The following is a 17,083-nucleotide window of genomic DNA, read 5'->3' on the forward strand; positions in this document are numbered from 1 at the left end:
GATACTCTGCCGAGATGTTGGCAGCAGCTTCGAAAAACTTTGTACGCCATAAGCGCGGACCGCAACGCGATTTGCCCGCAATCCGCGCGCATATCTCATTGCCATTCCCCTTCAGCGATAATCATTCCAACGTTAACCATTCAGATAACGTATACAAAGCTGTGCGGAGATGAGAGACGCAGGGATACTGCGCCTCTCGTCCACGTCAGAAGCGAATTGTCGGACCGAAAGAGACCTTCAGATCGTGCTGCGCGCCGCGATCGAAGTAGATCTCGTCGCCCGCATCAACACGGATACCAAGAGGGCCAAGGAAAAATTCGAGTCCGCCACCTGGATAAAAGACGCCGTTCAGGTCAGTGCCTTGGAGACTGGTCGGGAAGTTGCCGAAGGTAACCGCTCCCGGTGTTACGCCGAAGCGTACAAAACCGCCCTTAGCAAACAGAAATGCGCGAACAGGCGAGTTCGTACCCAACTGGAACTTCGGTCCGAAGGCGAAGTGGGTAGCGCGCAGATCGGAGCGGAACAGGGTCGTGTTGCCGTTAATGTCGCTCACGTTCTGGGTATTGCTCTGCGAGAAGTCGTACGAGCCCTCGGCCTCGAGGGCCACGTTCGGGTGTACGTTCAGGCTAACGCGGCCGCCGACACCGTAAAGATTAAGATCGCTGGCAGAGGCGCGAAACAATTCACCATATACACCAAGTTCTCCGTGATCCTGCGCGCGCATGGCAGGCGCGCAAGCCAGCGCACCCACAGCAATCAGCATGACTGCTAAACGTGTTTTCATGGAACCTTCCCCCAAATTGCAAATCTGTCGTCCTCCACGCATTTGGGCGCGCAACTTACGTTCACACATCCCAACCAGGTGAGGTGGAGAGACGCTAAATGAGACGAGCAGCGCAGGCGGCAGGTTGGCAGCGAATGAGAGTAGCCGATCGCTCGTTCCCGCGGACGTAGCTTTCTTCATCTCTGGAGTTGTAGGCGGAAAACCCTATCGTCAGAAACCGCAATCAGAGCAGTCAGAGGTAGGTAGATGCACGGAACGCTCGATATCAGAAAAGCAGCCAACGCCTCTCCTGGCGGGGAGATCTTCCAGATCCGCTATGAAGACCTGGGCGGTGAATCATTCACTGCGAGCATGAACAAAGAAGAACTTCACGAGCTTCTCTATGACAAGCTCGCTCTCGATCTTCCTGACCGGGAACTCGACCTCGCGTTCGATCGGGTCGTCCGCGACGGTTACGTGAGTTTTCCTGAACTGGAAATGCGGGAAGAGGAGCTCGCCGGGGTTGGATTGAGGTATTTGGGTCCGGAAGGCTGATCTAGCTATTCACGGTTTGGGGCGCCAACTTGCGCGCAAGATCTGCCGCAATCTGGCGCCCGTGAAAGCGTCCATTCTCAATGAATATCTCGCTCGTCCGCGCGCCGGCGACGATTACACCTGCGAGATAAATTCCAGCGACATTTGATTCCAGGCTTTCGGTATTGCAGTAGGGCCGGCAATCGTTTCCCGTAATCTGAATCCCCAGGCTGCGCAGGAAGTCGTAATCGGGATGATATCCCGTGAGCGCAAAAACGAAGTCGTTGGAAATTTCGAACTGCCGACCGTGAGTTTCCAAAAGCACATTTCTTTCCCGAATTTCACGAACGTTCGTCTCGAAATGCGCGGTCACTTCGCCATTGCGAATGCGATTCTCAATATCGGGGAGAATCCAGTATTTGACGTTTTTGTGCATCGAAGGACCGCGGTGAACAAGCGTAACGCGCGCTCCGTGGCGCCAGAGTTCCAGCGCAGCAATCGCTGCTGAGTTCTTGCCGCCAATCACCAGCACATCCGTGTCGTAGTAAGGATGAGGCTCATGGTAGTAGTGCGCGACCTTGCGCAAGTTCTCGCCGGGAATATCCATGTAGTTCGGCAGATCGTAGTAGCCGGTCGCGAGCACGAGCTTCTGCGCAGAGTGTACGTGTGCAGCGTCGAAGCGATCACGCGTGTGGACACGGAAGTTTCCATCGCTTCCCTGGACGCGTTCTACGCGTTCATATTGCCGAACATCCAACGCATAGTGATCGGCAACTTTGCGGTAATATTCCAGCGCCTCGCTCCGATTCGGCTTTTGATTCGGGCTGCTGAATGGAATGTCGCCGATTTCGAGAAGCTCCGGCGTGGTGAAGAACGTCATGTTCGCGGGATAGTGAAACAGAGAATTCACCAGGCACCCTTTATCGACCAGCACCGCTCTCAAGCCCACACGCTGCGCCTCAATTGCGCAAGCCATTCCCGTCGGACCTGCGCCTATTACCAGAACGTCAAACATTTCGGTATTTTCTGGAGTCATTCTCGACAGTGCAAACAATATAGATGATCGAGACACCACAGCGATTCGTTTATCGATATAGCGCGATCAAAACACGGTAGGTACTCATGCCATTATTTCCCGCTTCCGACAAACAGGCGCCTATTGAATAGCCACCGCTCGGCATCTCAAGAACGCGCTTCGTTAGAACATTCGGAAGGTCGGCAGCGTTCGGCGTAGTGAAGTTGAAGCTGTAGGCCTGCATGTTGCGTCGCGGCAGTGCCGCCATAGCCGCACCGCCAGAGGTGTCGCCTGCACAGGCGATTCGACGAAGCTGCGTAGAGGTGACCGCCTCCATTGCGGGCAATCCGTGTTTCCTGCGCAACGATGCGATCTGCTTCTCCACTGCCTGTTCGAAATCTTCCGATGAAAGTCGTGGAACTCCGGTGGCGAAGTCTTCCGTCGCCCACAATTGATTGCCGGAGCGCACGATTCCCATCCCCATTTGGTTGTAAGCAGGGTTGAGCAGGTTTGTGCGATGGCCGGGTGAATGCATCCATCCCGATTGCAGAGTTTCGGCGTCGTCGCCGTAGCCAACGTTCTCGGCAGCGGCGCTGAAGCGAGCGCCCTGGAGTGAAAGCCTCTCGGTGAACTTAGCTTCTCCTGGCAGCTGATGGGTCAAATTCTTCTGCTTGGCCATTTCGTCGGAATGCAAACGTGCAGCGATCGCCAAGCGATTATCCCAAGTGAGCGGAGGAGCATTCACTTTGGCCCGCTCCTGATTCGTCCACTCGAAGATCTGGCGTTCCATTTCGGTCGTGCTGGTGATCTCTTGCGCCGAGACGACCGAGCAGAGACAAATTACGAACAAAAGGAGAGATCGAGTCATTAACTCATGAAAACGGTGTCGTCCGGAGCCGTACTTTTTTGGCAAAGGACTTTGTTGTTGCTTTTCTATAAAGCCTCACGCAGCAACCCAGTGTTCTTCCATGAAGAACGGGGCTGCGGAAAACACAATGTGAAGCTCGTTACCATCATCTCACTTGCGCCAGTTTCTAAGAGCTCGTGGTCATCATCCGATCCAAATCGCTGATCAGACGCTCCGGACTGTAGTGTCCAAGCATTACATTGCCGTGGTCGGTCGCAATGTTGACCACGTTCTTTCCACCCCAAATGTATGCTGTACCGGTTGAGGTCAGCCGGATTCCGTATCCGAGCCCGGTCCAGGGCTCCATGCGATAGGAGTGAATGCTGGAACGCGGAATGAAGCGCAGCGGGAGGAGAAACCCTTTCACCTGCACGCCGTCGCTGCGCACGATGTACTTGAAGCCCTCCACGACAGCAAAGCCGACCCATGCCATGATCGCGGTCAGAAAAATGCCTACCAGTCTGCCGGGATTGGGCAGGGTGAATGTCATCCACAGGCCAATTGCCATTCCGGGAAGAATCCAGAGGAGTTGCAGCGGTGATTTGTGCCGCTCTTCGGCAATCAATATTCCCGTCGAAGATGGCTGCGTTCCGGCATGAGGCATTTGCGCCAGTGCAAGAACCGCAAACGTGAGTCCCATAACGGGAAGCGCTCCCGGCATTGGCCAGATCTGCGACATGGAGCGTCTGTATGCCGCGTGATCGAGGACCTGCCAGCACACTACGAACACCACGCCGACAGTGAAATAGTGAATGAGGGTGACCGCAACAGTGAGAGAGCGCAATCGGAATGAGCGGAGAAGCACAAAGCTCATGACCACAATCGCGAGGAGTAGAAATAATGTGGAAAACCCTAGAAACATCCCCGGCGATTGCCATCCGTTCGGTCGTCCATTCAAGTCGAAATGAACTGCCATGCGCTCGGGCAGGTCGCTGCGAACTGCCGAAAAGTGGAGAGCTAAAACGGGAATCGCCGCCCAGGGAACAATGATGAGAAGCTTTTCGAGCCAGGATGATTTTGGTGGTTGCATCAAAACCCTCCAATTCCACTAAAATGCTTCTGAACTATAGATACTGTCATCCCTCGGGCCGCCGCGTCGTCCTCAACGCATCTGGAAAGTTAATGCGGCCCGGGGGACCTGCTGCGAGCGGACCAACCCATAACAGCAGATCCCCCGCGCGGCAAATCAAAGTTCTCGATATCCGCAACTCTCTCGCGGCCGCGCGAGGGATGACAATTTCTAGTTGGCGACGCTATAGCCCGGCATGAACAGGCCGGAGGCTGGTAGCCGAAAGCCGGCCAGCCGCCTTCACGCCGACGCACTTCGATTCTTGATTTCCGCCAAGAGCCTCTCGATCTCTTCCTCGCGCTCCAGAGTGGCGAAGCGGTCTTCGAGCGAATCTCCGGTCAACTCGCTATGAGCATGGTTGATCGCTTCGCCGCGAGCGATCTTCTGCTTCATGCGATCGAACGTATCTACATGCTTTCCGTCGTTGGCTGCTGACTGCGCCGTCCGCGCCTTCCCCACAACGCGCGTGCGACGCGCTTGCGCCACCAGCATGTCCGACTTGGCCTGCGCTTCCTCGAGCTTCTGCTCCAGGCGGCGCAGCGCGTTTTTGAGGTTCTCGACTTCGATCTTCTGATCGGCTACCTGTTGTTCGAAGTTGGCCGCGTTCTGCTTGCATGAGAGTGATCGCTCCAGCGCCGCACGCGCGAGATCGTCCTGCTTCTTCGAAACTGCGAGTTCCGCCTTGCGTGTCCATTCGCCGATCTTCTCTTCGTTCTCTTTCTGTTTCTTCTCCAGCAGATGCTGGTCGGCGATGGCGATCGCGACCTGCGTCTTTACTTGCAGAAGCTGGTTCTGCATGTCGAGGATGACCTGCTTGATCATCTTTTCCGGATCTTCTGCCTTGTCCACCAGGTCATTGATGTTGGCCCGGATCAACGTCGAAACTCTTTCCAGTAACGCCATGACTCAAACTCCTTTCACTTGCCCTGCAATTTCTTTGATCGAATAATTCCGGCAACTCGGAATTCGAGAGATCGTTCAACCGGCGGCACGCTTGCGCTCGCGTCCGGCCATCACCGCACCCAGAGCCGCACCAATTGCGGTCCAGATCGCGAGATGGCCGTTCAGCAGCCCGATGACGACTCCACTCAACAGCACCGCGACGAATGCTCCCTTCCAAGTGTTCATAACCTCTCCTGTCTGCTTCATGCAGGACATCGCCCGAGGCGATGTCCTGCACGTTATTAATGTGTCTGTCCTGAAGCTGCACTCGCAGATTTCTTCTTGGTTGCGTCGCCATCGGCTTCACCGTTCTTTAACTGCTTCACACGGCCGAGCAACTCGTTCATGCTCATGCCCGACAGCGCCTCGAACAACGCGGGGACCTGGGCGGCGATCTTTGTCATGTCGCCCGTGATCTTGCTCGCGCCTGCTGCGCCGTCGTTGCCGGTCGAAACAATGGTGATCTTGTCTACGTTCGCGAGAGGAGCGGCCATTGCACGTACCACTTCGGGAAGACCGGTGATGAGCTTGTCAACGACCGCGGCCTGGTTCCACTCCTGATACGCCTCGGCTTTCACGTTCATCGCCTTGGCTTCGGCTTCGCCTTTCTTGAAGATGATCTCGGCTTCGGCCTCGCCCTGCGCGCGAGTCGCTGAGGCACGTCCTTCGGCTTCGACCATCTGACGCTGGCGCTCGGCTTCGGCGAGAGTCTGAATGCGCTGACGCTCGATCTCAGCCTCTTTCAGCACGGTCGCGATAAGCTCCTTCTCGTGGCGCAGAATCTCAGCTTCTTGCACCTTGATCTGTTGCTCTTTTTCGACCTGCTGCACCTTGACAGCTTCGGCGATCACCGTCTGCTGCTGAATGTTGGTCTGGATCTCGTACGCTTTGTCGGCCTGCGCCTGCTGCTTCTTGATCATCTCGGCATAGGCAGCTTTCTTGACGTCGAGATCGCGTTGCGCTTCAGCCTGTTTCGCCTGCGAGAGCGTCTCGGCCAGCACGCGTTCCTGATCCGCTTGAGCCTTGGCGATCGCGGCTGCACGCTGCGCTTCTGCGCGTTTGATCGCAGTGTCGCGCTCGGCTTCAGCAGCAGCCACGTCGGCATCGCGCTTAATGCGCGCGACATCCGGACGTCCCATGTTGGCGATGTACTCGTTCTTGTCACGCACTTCTTTGATCGTAAACGAGACAACTTCGAGTCCCATCTTGTTCAGATCGTCGGAGCATGTGGAACGCATGCGATCGGCGACCATCTCCGGCTCCTTCACGATCTGCTCGACCGTGAGCTGGCCGATGATGCCGCGCAGATGTCCTTCCATCACCAGACGGATGAGACCTTCCCGCTGCGGCGGAGTCTTCGTTAGGAACTGCTCGGCCGCGGTGAAGATCGAGACCTCGTCGGATTTCACTTTGATCTGCGCCACGGCTTCCACCGATACCGCGACGCCCTGGTTCGTGTACAGATCCTGCTGCGGCGCAACGTCGAAGGACATCAGCTCGAGCGAGAGCATGCGACAGCTCTCGAACAGCGGGAAGACCACTGTCCCGTGCCCGATGCGCACGCGTTTTCCCTTGAAGCCGTAGACGATCAGCGCCTCATTCGGTCCGGCTTTGACGAAGAGCTTCGCCATCATCGCCAGGAGGAACATCACTCCCAGCACGGAAAGCCCAACCACTACTTGCCATGAAAAGTTCGGCATACCCGTTTCTCCTTGGGTCCCAGAACGGAACCGCCTACAACTTGCTTGCTTCCCCGGCGCTGGCCTCAGCCTCGCCGGAAATCTCATCCCATGCGCGCACGTAAGCGATGCCCCGCTCGTAGCGCGTCACTACAACTTCGGTCCCTTTCGCGATCGGAGACCCGTCTTCGGTACGGGCGCCGCAACTTCGGCGGGTCCCCACTTGCTCGAAGACGATCTCGCCGGTGCCCTGGCTGCGGATCGAACTGCTCACGCGCCCAAGAACGCCGATCATGTCGTACTCGGCGGCGTCGATGCCGACGTCGTGCTTCAGCAGTACGCGTGCAAGGAACCAAAACACAATTGCGGCTCCAACCAAACCAGCGATGGTGGCGAGTATCAGCGCCAATCCCGTCCACAAGCTGGAATAGCGTGTCAGCAGATAACCCATGCCGCCAAACCAGGTCAGAAACGCCATGAGCGTGAACGAATTGAAGAATGATGCGAATCCATGCATTCCGCCGTGCCCAACATGCACTTGACCCTTAATCGGCAGATGAACGTGCAGCGTGCCCGTCAAAAACGAAAGCGTGCTGAAGACGAATCCCACAATGAAACAGATCAGATAGAAGAGCTCCCAATTCATAAGACCTCCTCCGCTTTCGCGCTGCCGTTCGCCTTTGCGCCCGTTTCCGGCTTCAGCACTTGGAGTAGGCGTTCCGCTAGTCCCGGCGTCTCGAGAATTGCTCCCAGCAACACCAGGCACCCGCGCGAATCTGCGTGCTTCGCCAGCAGCAGGAGCGCGTGCTTCATCTGCGGATCGCGGCGAAAGCGTTCCGCTCCGGCGATCAGCCACAGGTCCAGCCGCTCTTCCAAGGTGCGGACATCCGAAATCAGCTCGGTGTGATAACCCTCGGGATCGTCCACCAGATATCCGGGATGCACCTTGAAGAACCTGGCCAGCAACATGCGCGTGGTGTTGGTCAGATGCGGCCGTGCACCTTTCTCGATTTGGGAAAGATACGATTGACTGATACTCGTTCCCAGCTCTTTCTTAATCGCGCGCACAACTTCCTGCTGTGTCAGCTCGCGATCGAGCCCTCGAATGCTGCCCTCGACCTCGCGCAGGTACCGGATTTTCTCGCCCAACTTCATTCCCAAACTCTTCCGTTGGTTCTATTGCAAATCGCCATAAGAGTATTACTGATTGCGATAGACGTCAAGAGGGTTGCTTCTGAATTTTTTGTATTGGGTTATGTATTTGAAAACACGCCCTATTCACCACGTAGACACACGGCCACAGAGCACCCGGTTTCCGTTCTTCGTGATTCCGTGTCTCCATGGTTAAATTGAAACTCTTGCCATGCGCGCACTGCTCCGCAACCGACTAGCGGCTTTCGGCGTGGCGCTCGTCTGCTTGTTCGTAATCTTCGCGCTGTTTGCGCCATTGATCGCGCCGCGCAATCCTGCGCAACTCGATTTGGCTACACGACTCGAAGCACCAACGCGGGCACACTGGTTTGGTACAGATGAACTCGGCCGCGATATTTTTTCTCGCGTAATCTACGGCGCGCGCATTTCCATGCTCGTCGGGGTAAGCGTGGTGGTCGGCTCTTTACTGCTGGGACTCATCTTCGGATCGATCGCCGGGTATTATGGTGGGCGCGTCGATCGATTCTTCAACGTCATCGTGATGAATGCGTTTCTGTCGTTCCCTGGGATTCTGCTGGCGATTGCGTTCGTGGCGTTTCTTGGTCCGGGGATTTTCAACTTGATCCTTGCGCTCTCCATCGGAGGATGGGTCGGCTACGCGCGCTTAGTCCGTGCGCAAGTGTTGGCAGTGCGAGAGCGAGAATTTGTAGAGGCGGCGCGCGCGCTGGGAGCGAGTGACTGGCGTGTAATCACGCGTCACATTCTTCCTAACATAATTCAGCCTGTAATCGTCCAAGCTGCGATTGGAATGGCCGGGGCTGTTCTCGCCGAGGCCACGATGAGCTTTCTCGGCCTGGGCGTTCCTCCTCCTACTGCGAGTTGGGGATCGATGCTCAACGACGGCCGGTCGCACTTATTCGATGCGCCACACCTCGTGCTCTTTCCTGCTGCTGCCGTCATGCTGGCAGTGCTTTCCTTCAACTTCATCGGCGACGCTCTTCGCGATTATCTCGATCCGCGGTCGAGGATTGAGGCGGGCTTCTGAAGCAACTAACCGCCTTGTAACCAGTAGTTCGATATACGCGGTAACACCAACGACATAGTGATTCCCGCGAATGCCGGGAAAATCAAGACTGACCGTCGGAGCAAGCCTACTTTTCCGGATAGCATTGCAGCAAGCCATCGCGCAGAACATCCATTGACATTTCTTCGCTACGACAGGCAAACTACCGATTCCCATTCAACGGGCGTCTTTCCATGCAATTCGGGGTTTTGCGGGGAGCTATACTGTCGCTTCGGAAAAGCAATTCATGACCTTAGAACGGGTCTCATACACGCTGGATTCCACACTCGACAGCGTAAATAAGGCAGAACAGACAGCCGAAAAATTGGCGTCGAAGATGCCTTTTGATGACGAAGATTGCCATCGGATTGCCATGGCTGTGCGTGAGGCCGCGGTAAACGCCGTGCTTCACGGCAACGCTTATGATCCGAAGAAGAAGATGATGGTGTCTTTTGAGAACACGGGCGATGCGCTCGTAATCACGATTGCCGATCAGGGACGCGGACTGCGAGAGGAAGACATCCCCGACCCGCTGGCCGAAGAGAACCTGCTGAAGCAATCGGGGCGTGGCATCTTCTTAATTCGCTCATTCATGGACGAGGTGCGGTTCCGCAACCTGGAGCCTGGAACAGAAATTACGCTGATAAAACATACCGGCCATTCCACAGAGGGGGCCTCGGAGGGACGACAGTGACAATGAAATCAAACAGCCGTCGCGTTGACGGCGTGACCATCATGGATCTCAGCGGACGTATCACCCTCGGCGAAGGTAGCGTCATGCTGCGCGACCAGATCCGCGAGCTGCTCGGCAAAGGCGAAAAGAAGATTCTGCTCAACCTGGGTGACGTGACCTACATCGACAGCTCCGGCATCGGCGAATTGGTGAGCGCCTTCACCACGGTCCGCAACCAGGGCGGCGAGCTCAAGCTGCTCAACTTGACGAAGAAGGTTCATGACCTGCTGCAGATTACGAAGCTCTACACCGTCTTCGACGTGAAAGACGATGAGGCCTCTGCCATTAAGGCCTTCACGAAGTAGGCGCTTATTTTGAGTTACTCCCCGCCTGCCTCAATCGATTGGCGGGGAGACTCACGCTCTTCTACTCCCTCCTCTACAGCATTCTCTTTGCCGCACTCGCGATGGGATTACATTTCGCTGATCTACCCTGGTTGAAAAGGAAGTTCCCCTTCTTTCACAGCGTCTAATCTGCAGATACTATGCTTCCAGCACACCCATGCCCCGCAGGAGCCTGAGAACGAAGCGAAGGAACGCGAAGCATCATGTAACTATTCGCGAAGTAGCGAAAGCTGCCGGTGCATCGGTCTCGACAATCTCCGCTGCCCTGAACAACTCCGATTATGTCAGCGCAGAGACGCGCCGCCGTATTGAAGAGGCAATCAAAGAACTGAAATATCGGCCGAACGATCTGGCACGCGGGCTGCGGCTGCAAAAAACGCACTCCATTGCCATCGTCGTTCCCGATCTTTCGAACAACTTCTACGTCGATCTGGTGCGCGGAGCAAAGGACTATTCCGCGTCAGTGGGGTACACCATACTCATCGGCGATTCTCGCGAAAGCTGGGAGGAAGAACGAAATTACCTCGACTCGTTTCATCGTCGGCGTGTAGACGGAATCATACGCGTGCCGGCAATGGAAGCGGTTGCTAAGAGACTCAAGCCCATATTGGGAACTCTTCCGGTTGTCTATGCCGATCGCTACCCAGTCGCGGGGGACAGCGCAATTGGCCGCGTCGGGGTTGACAACACTCTGGCGGCGGATAAAGCCACACGATATCTGCTGAGTCTTGGACACAGAAAAATCGGCATCATCTCCGGAGATACGTCCAGCGGAACTTCCGCCGATCGCTTGAAAGGCTTTCTGCAGGCGATGCGGAGCGCGAAGATCAAGCAAGAGCGCTCGCTGATCCACTCCGGCCATAACGACATGGATAGTGGACATCATCATGCCATGCAGTTGCTCGAGGGGACGCCGCGCCCGACCGCGATTTTCTGCACCAACAACATGATGGCGTTAGGTGCGCTTGCGGCGATTCAGGAACTCGGGCTCGCGTGTCCCGATCAAATCAGTTTGCTGGGCTTTGACGATTTCTATTGGTCAACGCTGTTGCGTCCTCGGCTGACCGTAGTTCGCCAACCAGCGCGTGAGCTTGGCACCGTCGCAGCACGTCTGCTGATCGATCACCTGGAGAAGCGAGCGAAGAATGTGACTCCGGTGCTGCTGGCCACGGAACTCGTGGTCCGCGATTCCTGCGGGCCACCCAAGCACACCGGCGATTGATGCAAAACACTGCCGGACATGACCAATCGGATTCTGCGCCTCCTGTGATTTACGTTTATGATGCAATCCGAGCGAGAGCAATCCATCTGTGATGAGTTGGAACTTCAGGAATTCCTATCGCGCCGGTGCTCTCGTTTTCATCGCTGCATTTTCTCTCGCCTGTTTTTCGCAAAAATCTCACAGCCGCCGATCACCGCAACCTACTCCGTCTCCTGCGCCTGCTCCAGCGGCGAAGGAGATCGTGCGCCGCGCTATGCAGCGCGATGTTTCGAATTGGGAGCAGGAAAAGAACTACACCTTCATCCAGCGCATCGAGCAGCGAGAACTGAACGCCGATGGCAGCGTCAAATCGAACAAATCTGAGACCGAAGAGATCATCTTCCTGTACGATCAACCTTACGCTCACCTCATCAAACGCAACGATCAGCCGCTCTCGGACGCCGAGGCGCGCAAGGTCGAGACGAAGTTAAACGACACGATGGCCAAGCGTCGCACCGAAACTCCGTCTGAACACCAGAAACGCCTGGCGGATTTTGAAAAGCGACATCGCGAAGAGCACGAGTTTCTGCTCGAAGTGCCGAACGCATACGATTTCCGCATCGTCGGCGAAGAGACCTTGAATGGGCGTGCCGCATATGTGATCAGCGGCGAACCGCGCCCGGACTTCCGGCCGAATCTCAACGCGGCGCGAGTCTTGCCAAAGCTGCGCCCGAAGCTATGGATCGACAAAACGGAGTTCCAGTGGCTCAGGATGGATGCCGACGTAATCGACACCATCACCTGGGGAGGCTTTCTGCTGCGCCTGCATCCAGGTTCCCATATTGAAATCGAACAAACGCTGGTTAACAACGAGGTATGGTTGCCTCTTCATGCGCATATTGTCTTCGATGCGCGCGTGGCGCTCGTGAAGCCGATCCGGCTCGACATCGACGCCGTGTTCAGCGATTACAAGAAGTTCCGCACAGAATCAAAGATCATTTCTGTAGGGGAGGTTCAGCACCAGTGAAGCGGCGTCCTGCGGGCGTGAGCATTATCGCGTTCTTCTATTTTCTTGGCGCTACCGGATATACGGCTCTGCTGATGGCGTGGTTGTTCGCTCGATTGTCGGTGATCGGCTTTATCGAAAACGCTACCCCGTCTGCCGAATTGGGACCGACGCTGCTGCTCGATTTTCCCGGAATCGTAACCACCTACTTCGTGGTAATGGCGGTGTTCTGCTGCTGGGTCGGCATCGCGCTGTGGAAGCTGCAGCGTTGGGCGTGGTTTGTGACCTGCGCTTTCGTGGTGCTGTCCTTTGTGTTGGACGTCAGCCTCTTTGCCCGCATGTTTCGTCATCTTCCACCTGTACTGCTGGTGCTCGGCATCTTGCGTTTCTGCTTCCTCATCCTGATCCTCGCCTATTTCAGCCGCACGCGCGTACGAAATGCGTTCGGGCTCGTTCGGTCCAATTCGGCTGCTGGTTCCACGAGCTGAATCGCGCGCCATATCACAAACCTTAACGTCTTCCCTGCCCTGGCTTCGATAGTCTGTGAGTTTCGCTTCGTTGCGAATTCCTGCGTCTGCATTGCAGAATGCGAAGGACTGTTGTCAGCCTTTGTTTTCCCCGGAGGACCATGATCATGCATCGGTTAATCGTTCGATTTTCTTCCATCGTTGCGATTGTGTGTGCGAGTTGGAGCGGCCTGTACTCTCAAGAGCAGCATGCCGGTGACTACACCACCGGCGCTTCGTATTTTCCAACTGTATTGGCTCCCTATAAAGCCCACCATGTAGCCGAGCCAAGTCTCACTAACTCCGCGCGAATTAACACACTGGTTCAGAATGGGAACATCATGTTGTCTCTCGACGACGCCATCACGTTGGCGCTCGAGAACAATCTCGACCTGGTGATTGCCCGCTACAATCTACCAATTGCCGACACCGACATCCTTCGGACCAAGTCAGGAGCAAACGCTCGCGGCGTAAATACGGGAATCGTGCAGGGGACGCCGGGGGCAGGTGTCGCCGGCATTGGCGGCGGCACGGCAGGTGGGGGCGCCGGAGGCACTGTCGCCGCTGCCGGCGGAGCAGGCACTGGAACCGGAGGTCTGGTTTCATCGACACTCGGCGTTGGACCGCCGATCGATTCCTTCGACCCTCTCCTCACTTCGACTCTGGGCTATCAGCACACCAACACGCCGCAGTCGAATACAGTCATCAGCGGCGTTCCTTCACTGCTACAGGGTACCGGCGAAGAGAATTTCGGATATCAGCAAGGCTTCTCAACCGGCACCCTGCTTAATGTGACGTTCAACAATTCGCGCGTGACGTCGAACAGCACACGCACGTTTCTCGTGCCGCAGCTGAATTCCAATTTCCTGATCCAGGCTCGGCAGCATCTGCTTGAAGGCATGAGCCTGGCATCTAATCGGCGTTTCATCACCATAGCCAGCAACAATCGTGAGATCGCCGACGAAGCTTTTCGCCAGCAAGTGATCTTCACGGTTACGCAAATCGAAACCCTCTATTGGAGTCTCGTAACTGCGTATGAGGACGAGAAAGCCAAAGAGCGGGCACTCGCTTCCGCCCAGCAGCTTGAGGCGAATAATCGCAAGCAGGTACAGGCAGGCACGATCGCGCAAATTGAGATTGTGAATGCTCAGGCGCAAGAAGCTGCAAGCCAGCAGGCGCTGATTACGTCGCAGACGAACTTGCAACTGCAGCAGCTGCTGATGAAGAACGCAATTACGCGCAACGAAAATGATCCGGTGCTCGCGAATGCAGGCGTCATTCCCACAGATCGGATCCAATTGCCTTCTTCAGAACCGGTGGTTCCTACACAGGACCTGGTCAACGAAGCCCTGCAGCATCGTCCCGAACTGGCGCAGGCGCGAATCGATCTGAGTAACCGTAGCATCAGTAAACGCGCAGCGCGCAACGCGCTTCTGCCGACAGTAGATCTGGTCGCAAACTACGGAGGCACCGGGCTCGCAGGCGCCTTAAATCCAAATTTCACCGCGACAGGAACGCCCAGCCTGCCAAACAATGGGGGGTACTTCGATGCCCTCAGCGCGACCAGTGGCCATCCTACGTATTTCGCGGGGGTGAGCGTCAACATCCCAATTCGGAACCGCGCCGCTCAGGCAGACCAGATTCGCTCCGAACTCGAGTACCGGCAAGCGGAGGTGCGGCTCCAGCAACTGGAGAACACGATCGCGATCGACGTCCGCAATGCGCAGTTCGCGGTCCAGCAGAATCGTGCGGCTGTGGATTCGGCGTTGAAAGCCCGTGAATTTGCGACTCAAAGCCTGGATGCCGAGCAGAAGAAATTGGCTCAAGGCCTGAGCACTACGTATAACGTTCTCACACAGATGAGCAACGTTTCTACAGCGGAATCGAATCTTGTGAATGCGATGTCTGCGTATGAATCTTCCAAGCTCCAACTCGATATCGTGACGGGCCGCACGCTGGAGACGCTCGGCGTCAATATTCAAGATGCTGAGACCGGAAACGTGACTCACATGCCGCATTCTCCGTATGCGGTGCGCGGAAACGACATCCTCACCCAGCCGGTGCCGGCATTCCAGCCGCAGCAGACCGGAGTTGTCCCGCAGCCCAAGGGAGAGTAGATAGCATCGGATACAATGACACAGCCAAACCACGATCAACGACGAATGGGCCACAATCAGGCTAGTTTCTCTTCGGGCTTGCTTACGATAGACGAACCACCTCCTTCCGCATCAGCGAAGGCGTCCCTGCGCACCCAAATCGTGCGTTTTGGCGTCGTCGGCGCCATCAACACCGTCGTCGACCTCGCCATCCTCAACCTGCTCATCTTCATTACTCACACGGGACAGCGAGGAGCAATGTTTGCGCTCTTCAAAACAGTGGCATTCGTCTGCGCGGTAGTGAACAGTTACTTCATGAATCGCTCATGGACATTCAAACGAGTAGAAACCAAGAACCCAATGCTGGAAGGCTCTCAGTTCTTGTTCGTGAGTGTGCTCGGAGCTGTTGTGAACGTGGGCAGTTCGTGGTACGTGGCGACCTACACGCGTCCTTTTTCGGGAATCGAGCCAAAATGGTGGCCGTCACTAGCGGCGCTGGTGGGAACGGCGGTTTCCCTGGCGTTCAACTTTTTGGGATACAAGTTCTGGGTCTTCGCCCACAGAAAGCATTAAAAACAGCAACAGAACCGCCGGCGGTAGCCGGTGGGTCGGAGATGGCCGAATAGCCAGCTCCGAACGAAACCATCCCGCATGCACTCCTGAAGAAGCGCAGCCGCAACACACGCGGCTGCCCCAGCAATCTACCGACGACGTTCCGTTTACCTCACCTGATCAACCAGATTTCCACCCGGAGGCAATTGGCCCAAGCGATAGATGAGCAATGCCGCACGTTTGCTGTTAATAGGCAACGAATTGAGGTCGATCTTCTCGTCAGCCGAATGGTCTCCAGAACCAGATGAGCCCACACCCGCCAGTGTAGGAATATGCTGCGCGACGAACGCGCTATCGCCAGCGCCGCGCTTGAGGGGATCGAGCTCTGGCATGTCCGGCTGCCCCAGCGATCGGTTCACTTGGTTGAGTAACTTGAGAAGCGCCTTGTTTCCCGGCGTCGGCGCTTGCGCTGGGTATGCTTCATAGAAGTTGATGGTCGCATCTGTTTTAGCCAGATGCTGGGCAACAATCGAGCGCATCCTGCCTTCTACTCGCTCCACCTGCTCGTTCGAAATGCAGCGAAGATCGCCAATCGCAATCGCCGTGGGAGAAACGATGTTCGGTTTGCCCGTTGCCTCGCCCCCGGTCTCCTGCGCGTTTACCTGCGCGGTCGTGCCTCCGACAATCAGGCCTACGTTGTAAGTCAGATACTGCTCGGGAAGCTGGGTACGGAAGGAGTCGAGAATGCGCGTGAGCTCGTAGATCGCGCCGTATCCCATTTCGGGACCAAAGACTCCGGAGGAATGACCTGTTCTGCCGTTCGCTTCGATCCTCCAGGTGATGCTTCCCCGCCGGCTTGTGCTGCCGTAATAGACGCCGTCCACGCGAGCGGTGGCTTCAAATTCCAGACCCGCGTCGCTGTTCTTTGCCGCATGGATCATCTCGCGGCGAGCGATCTCCAGCGGATGCCCGGCAGCTTCTTCATCGCCGCTGAGGACAACTTTGATACCGGCATGATCAAGCGCGCCGGAGTCCTTGAGCGCTTTCAGCGCTGACAGCATCACGACCAGACCACCCTTCATGTCATCGGTGCCCGGACCGGAGGCGGTATGGTCGTCGATCATTTGGAAGTGCTGGAAGGGGCTGTCTTTCTCAAAAACCGTATCCATGTGCCCGACCAGTAGCACGCGTTTGCCGCACTTTCCCGATTCAGGACAAGGATGCTCGGCAACCAGAGTACCGGCGCGCTGAACTTCATCCATCGGGACCCATCGCACTTTGAAGCCCAGCGCTTCAAAGCGCGGCATCAGGACTTTCCCGACCGCACGCACGCCTTCAAGGTTTTTAGTGCCGCTATTGATTTCGACTAATTGCCGGAGCAGATCGATCGACGGTTGTTTGTCCGCATCGATCGTTTGAACCATCTTTTGTTCAATCGGACTGAGATTCGCAGTTTGTGTTCGGGCGGTGACAGAAAAGAGAAGAGCGACGATGAGCAGATGAACAGGTTTCACGCCGCGA

General features: G+C 56.2%; 19 protein-coding genes. 9 read left to right on the plus strand and 10 right to left on the minus strand.

Annotation, left to right across the window (positions count from 1 at the left end; genetic code table 11):
* Window positions 1-205: 205 nt before the first annotated feature.
* Window positions 206-784: an outer membrane beta-barrel protein gene (locus VFU50_04615; protein HEU5232120.1), complete on the minus strand. Its 579-nt coding sequence runs from the start codon at window positions 782-784 to the stop codon at window positions 206-208.
* 246 nt (window positions 785-1,030) lie between these two features.
* Here VFU50_04615 and VFU50_04620 point away from each other — a divergent pair, with 246 nt between their 5' ends.
* Window positions 1,031-1,318, plus strand: coding sequence for a hypothetical protein (locus VFU50_04620; GenBank protein ID HEU5232121.1), 288 nt, complete (start codon window positions 1,031-1,033; stop codon window positions 1,316-1,318).
* 1 nt (window position 1,319) lies between these two features.
* Here VFU50_04620 and VFU50_04625 read toward each other — a convergent pair whose 3' ends face one another.
* From VFU50_04625 to VFU50_04660, 8 genes are all read right to left on the minus strand, one after another.
* Entirely contained in the window at window positions 1,320-2,312 is a 993-nt protein-coding gene (locus tag VFU50_04625; GenBank protein ID HEU5232122.1) for a YpdA family putative bacillithiol disulfide reductase, read from the minus strand.
* Between the two features lie 70 nt (window positions 2,313-2,382).
* Window positions 2,383-3,180, minus strand: coding sequence for a CAP domain-containing protein (locus VFU50_04630; GenBank protein ID HEU5232123.1), 798 nt, complete (start codon window positions 3,178-3,180; stop codon window positions 2,383-2,385).
* 166 nt (window positions 3,181-3,346) lie between these two features.
* Window positions 3,347-4,249, minus strand: coding sequence for a DUF1648 domain-containing protein (locus VFU50_04635; GenBank protein ID HEU5232124.1), 903 nt, complete (start codon window positions 4,247-4,249; stop codon window positions 3,347-3,349).
* A gap of 279 nt (window positions 4,250-4,528) precedes the next feature.
* Window positions 4,529-5,191, minus strand: a complete 663-nt coding sequence (locus tag VFU50_04640; protein ID HEU5232125.1) for a PspA/IM30 family protein — start codon at window positions 5,189-5,191, stop codon at window positions 4,529-4,531.
* Between the two features lie 75 nt (window positions 5,192-5,266).
* Window positions 5,267-5,416, minus strand: a complete 150-nt coding sequence (locus VFU50_04645; GenBank protein HEU5232126.1) for a hypothetical protein — start codon at window positions 5,414-5,416, stop codon at window positions 5,267-5,269.
* A 56-nt stretch (window positions 5,417-5,472) separates the two neighbouring features.
* Window positions 5,473-6,930, minus strand: a complete 1,458-nt coding sequence (locus VFU50_04650) for an SPFH domain-containing protein (protein ID HEU5232127.1) — start codon at window positions 6,928-6,930, stop codon at window positions 5,473-5,475.
* Window positions 6,931-6,964: 34 nt separating this feature from the next.
* Window positions 6,965-7,555, minus strand: coding sequence for an NfeD family protein (locus VFU50_04655; GenBank protein ID HEU5232128.1), 591 nt, complete (start codon window positions 7,553-7,555; stop codon window positions 6,965-6,967).
* Window positions 7,552-8,064: a helix-turn-helix transcriptional regulator gene (locus tag VFU50_04660; protein ID HEU5232129.1), complete on the minus strand. Its 513-nt coding sequence runs from the start codon at window positions 8,062-8,064 to the stop codon at window positions 7,552-7,554. The genes VFU50_04655 and VFU50_04660 overlap by 4 nt, the downstream gene beginning before the upstream one ends.
* A gap of 208 nt (window positions 8,065-8,272) precedes the next feature.
* Here VFU50_04660 and VFU50_04665 point away from each other — a divergent pair, with 208 nt between their 5' ends.
* From VFU50_04665 to VFU50_04700, 8 genes are all read left to right on the plus strand, one after another.
* A complete protein-coding gene (locus VFU50_04665; GenBank protein HEU5232130.1) occupies window positions 8,273-9,106 on the plus strand; it encodes an ABC transporter permease in 834 nt (277 codons plus the stop codon).
* Between the two features lie 265 nt (window positions 9,107-9,371).
* Window positions 9,372-9,818, plus strand: a complete 447-nt coding sequence (locus VFU50_04670) for an ATP-binding protein (GenBank protein HEU5232131.1) — start codon at window positions 9,372-9,374, stop codon at window positions 9,816-9,818.
* The gene (locus VFU50_04675; protein ID HEU5232132.1) at window positions 9,815-10,162 is read left to right on the plus strand and encodes an STAS domain-containing protein; all 348 of its coding nucleotides are present in this window, start codon (window positions 9,815-9,817) and stop codon (window positions 10,160-10,162) included. Before VFU50_04670 ends, VFU50_04675 begins: the two co-directional genes overlap by 4 nt.
* A 196-nt stretch (window positions 10,163-10,358) precedes the next feature.
* Complete coding sequence (locus tag VFU50_04680) at window positions 10,359-11,423, plus strand: LacI family DNA-binding transcriptional regulator (GenBank protein HEU5232133.1); 1,065 nt, start codon at window positions 10,359-10,361, stop codon at window positions 11,421-11,423.
* A 91-nt stretch (window positions 11,424-11,514) separates the two neighbouring features.
* Complete coding sequence (locus tag VFU50_04685) at window positions 11,515-12,429, plus strand: hypothetical protein (GenBank protein HEU5232134.1); 915 nt, start codon at window positions 11,515-11,517, stop codon at window positions 12,427-12,429.
* Entirely contained in the window at window positions 12,426-12,896 is a 471-nt protein-coding gene (locus tag VFU50_04690) for a hypothetical protein (protein HEU5232135.1), read from the plus strand. The genes VFU50_04685 and VFU50_04690 overlap by 4 nt, the downstream gene beginning before the upstream one ends.
* A 146-nt stretch (window positions 12,897-13,042) precedes the next feature.
* Window positions 13,043-15,031 (plus strand): TolC family protein, encoded by a 1,989-nt coding sequence (locus tag VFU50_04695; protein HEU5232136.1) that lies wholly within the window; start codon window positions 13,043-13,045, stop codon window positions 15,029-15,031.
* A gap of 15 nt (window positions 15,032-15,046) precedes the next feature.
* Window positions 15,047-15,583: a GtrA family protein gene (locus VFU50_04700; protein HEU5232137.1), complete on the plus strand. Its 537-nt coding sequence runs from the start codon at window positions 15,047-15,049 to the stop codon at window positions 15,581-15,583.
* A gap of 146 nt (window positions 15,584-15,729) precedes the next feature.
* On the opposite strand, the gene VFU50_04705 is transcribed toward VFU50_04700, so the two are convergent.
* Window positions 15,730-17,076, minus strand: a complete 1,347-nt coding sequence (locus VFU50_04705; protein ID HEU5232138.1) for a M20/M25/M40 family metallo-hydrolase — start codon at window positions 17,074-17,076, stop codon at window positions 15,730-15,732.
* Window positions 17,077-17,083 lie beyond the last annotated feature (7 nt).

The sequence above is a fragment of the Terriglobales bacterium genome (assembly GCA_035764005.1).
GTDB lineage: Bacteria > Acidobacteriota > Terriglobia > Terriglobales > Acidobacteriaceae > Gp1-AA112.

What these genes read in the sequence shown, in the direction of transcription:
- VFU50_04615 (HEU5232120.1), bottom strand. Translation starts at nt 784, where the DNA reads ATGAAAACACGTTTAGCAGTCATGCTGATTGCTGTGGGTGCGCTGGCT.
- VFU50_04620 (HEU5232121.1), top strand. Translation starts at nt 1,031, where the DNA reads ATGCACGGAACGCTCGATATCAGAAAAGCAGCCAACGCCTCTCCTGGC.
- VFU50_04625 (HEU5232122.1), bottom strand. Translation starts at nt 2,312, where the DNA reads ATGTTTGACGTTCTGGTAATAGGCGCAGGTCCGACGGGAATGGCTTGC.
- VFU50_04630 (HEU5232123.1), bottom strand. Translation starts at nt 3,180, where the DNA reads ATGACTCGATCTCTCCTTTTGTTCGTAATTTGTCTCTGCTCGGTCGTC.
- VFU50_04635 (HEU5232124.1), bottom strand. Translation starts at nt 4,249, where the DNA reads ATGCAACCACCAAAATCATCCTGGCTCGAAAAGCTTCTCATCATTGTT.
- VFU50_04640 (HEU5232125.1), bottom strand. Translation starts at nt 5,191, where the DNA reads ATGGCGTTACTGGAAAGAGTTTCGACGTTGATCCGGGCCAACATCAAT.
- VFU50_04645 (HEU5232126.1), bottom strand. Translation starts at nt 5,416, where the DNA reads ATGAACACTTGGAAGGGAGCATTCGTCGCGGTGCTGTTGAGTGGAGTC.
- VFU50_04650 (HEU5232127.1), bottom strand. Translation starts at nt 6,930, where the DNA reads ATGCCGAACTTTTCATGGCAAGTAGTGGTTGGGCTTTCCGTGCTGGGA.
- VFU50_04655 (HEU5232128.1), bottom strand. Translation starts at nt 7,555, where the DNA reads ATGAATTGGGAGCTCTTCTATCTGATCTGTTTCATTGTGGGATTCGTC.
- VFU50_04660 (HEU5232129.1), bottom strand. Translation starts at nt 8,064, where the DNA reads ATGAAGTTGGGCGAGAAAATCCGGTACCTGCGCGAGGTCGAGGGCAGC.
- VFU50_04665 (HEU5232130.1), top strand. Translation starts at nt 8,273, where the DNA reads ATGCGCGCACTGCTCCGCAACCGACTAGCGGCTTTCGGCGTGGCGCTC.
- VFU50_04670 (HEU5232131.1), top strand. Translation starts at nt 9,372, where the DNA reads ATGACCTTAGAACGGGTCTCATACACGCTGGATTCCACACTCGACAGC.
- VFU50_04680 (HEU5232133.1), top strand. Translation starts at nt 10,359, where the DNA reads ATGCCCCGCAGGAGCCTGAGAACGAAGCGAAGGAACGCGAAGCATCAT.
- VFU50_04685 (HEU5232134.1), top strand. Translation starts at nt 11,515, where the DNA reads ATGAGTTGGAACTTCAGGAATTCCTATCGCGCCGGTGCTCTCGTTTTC.
- VFU50_04695 (HEU5232136.1), top strand. Translation starts at nt 13,043, where the DNA reads ATGCATCGGTTAATCGTTCGATTTTCTTCCATCGTTGCGATTGTGTGT.
- VFU50_04700 (HEU5232137.1), top strand. Translation starts at nt 15,047, where the DNA reads ATGACACAGCCAAACCACGATCAACGACGAATGGGCCACAATCAGGCT.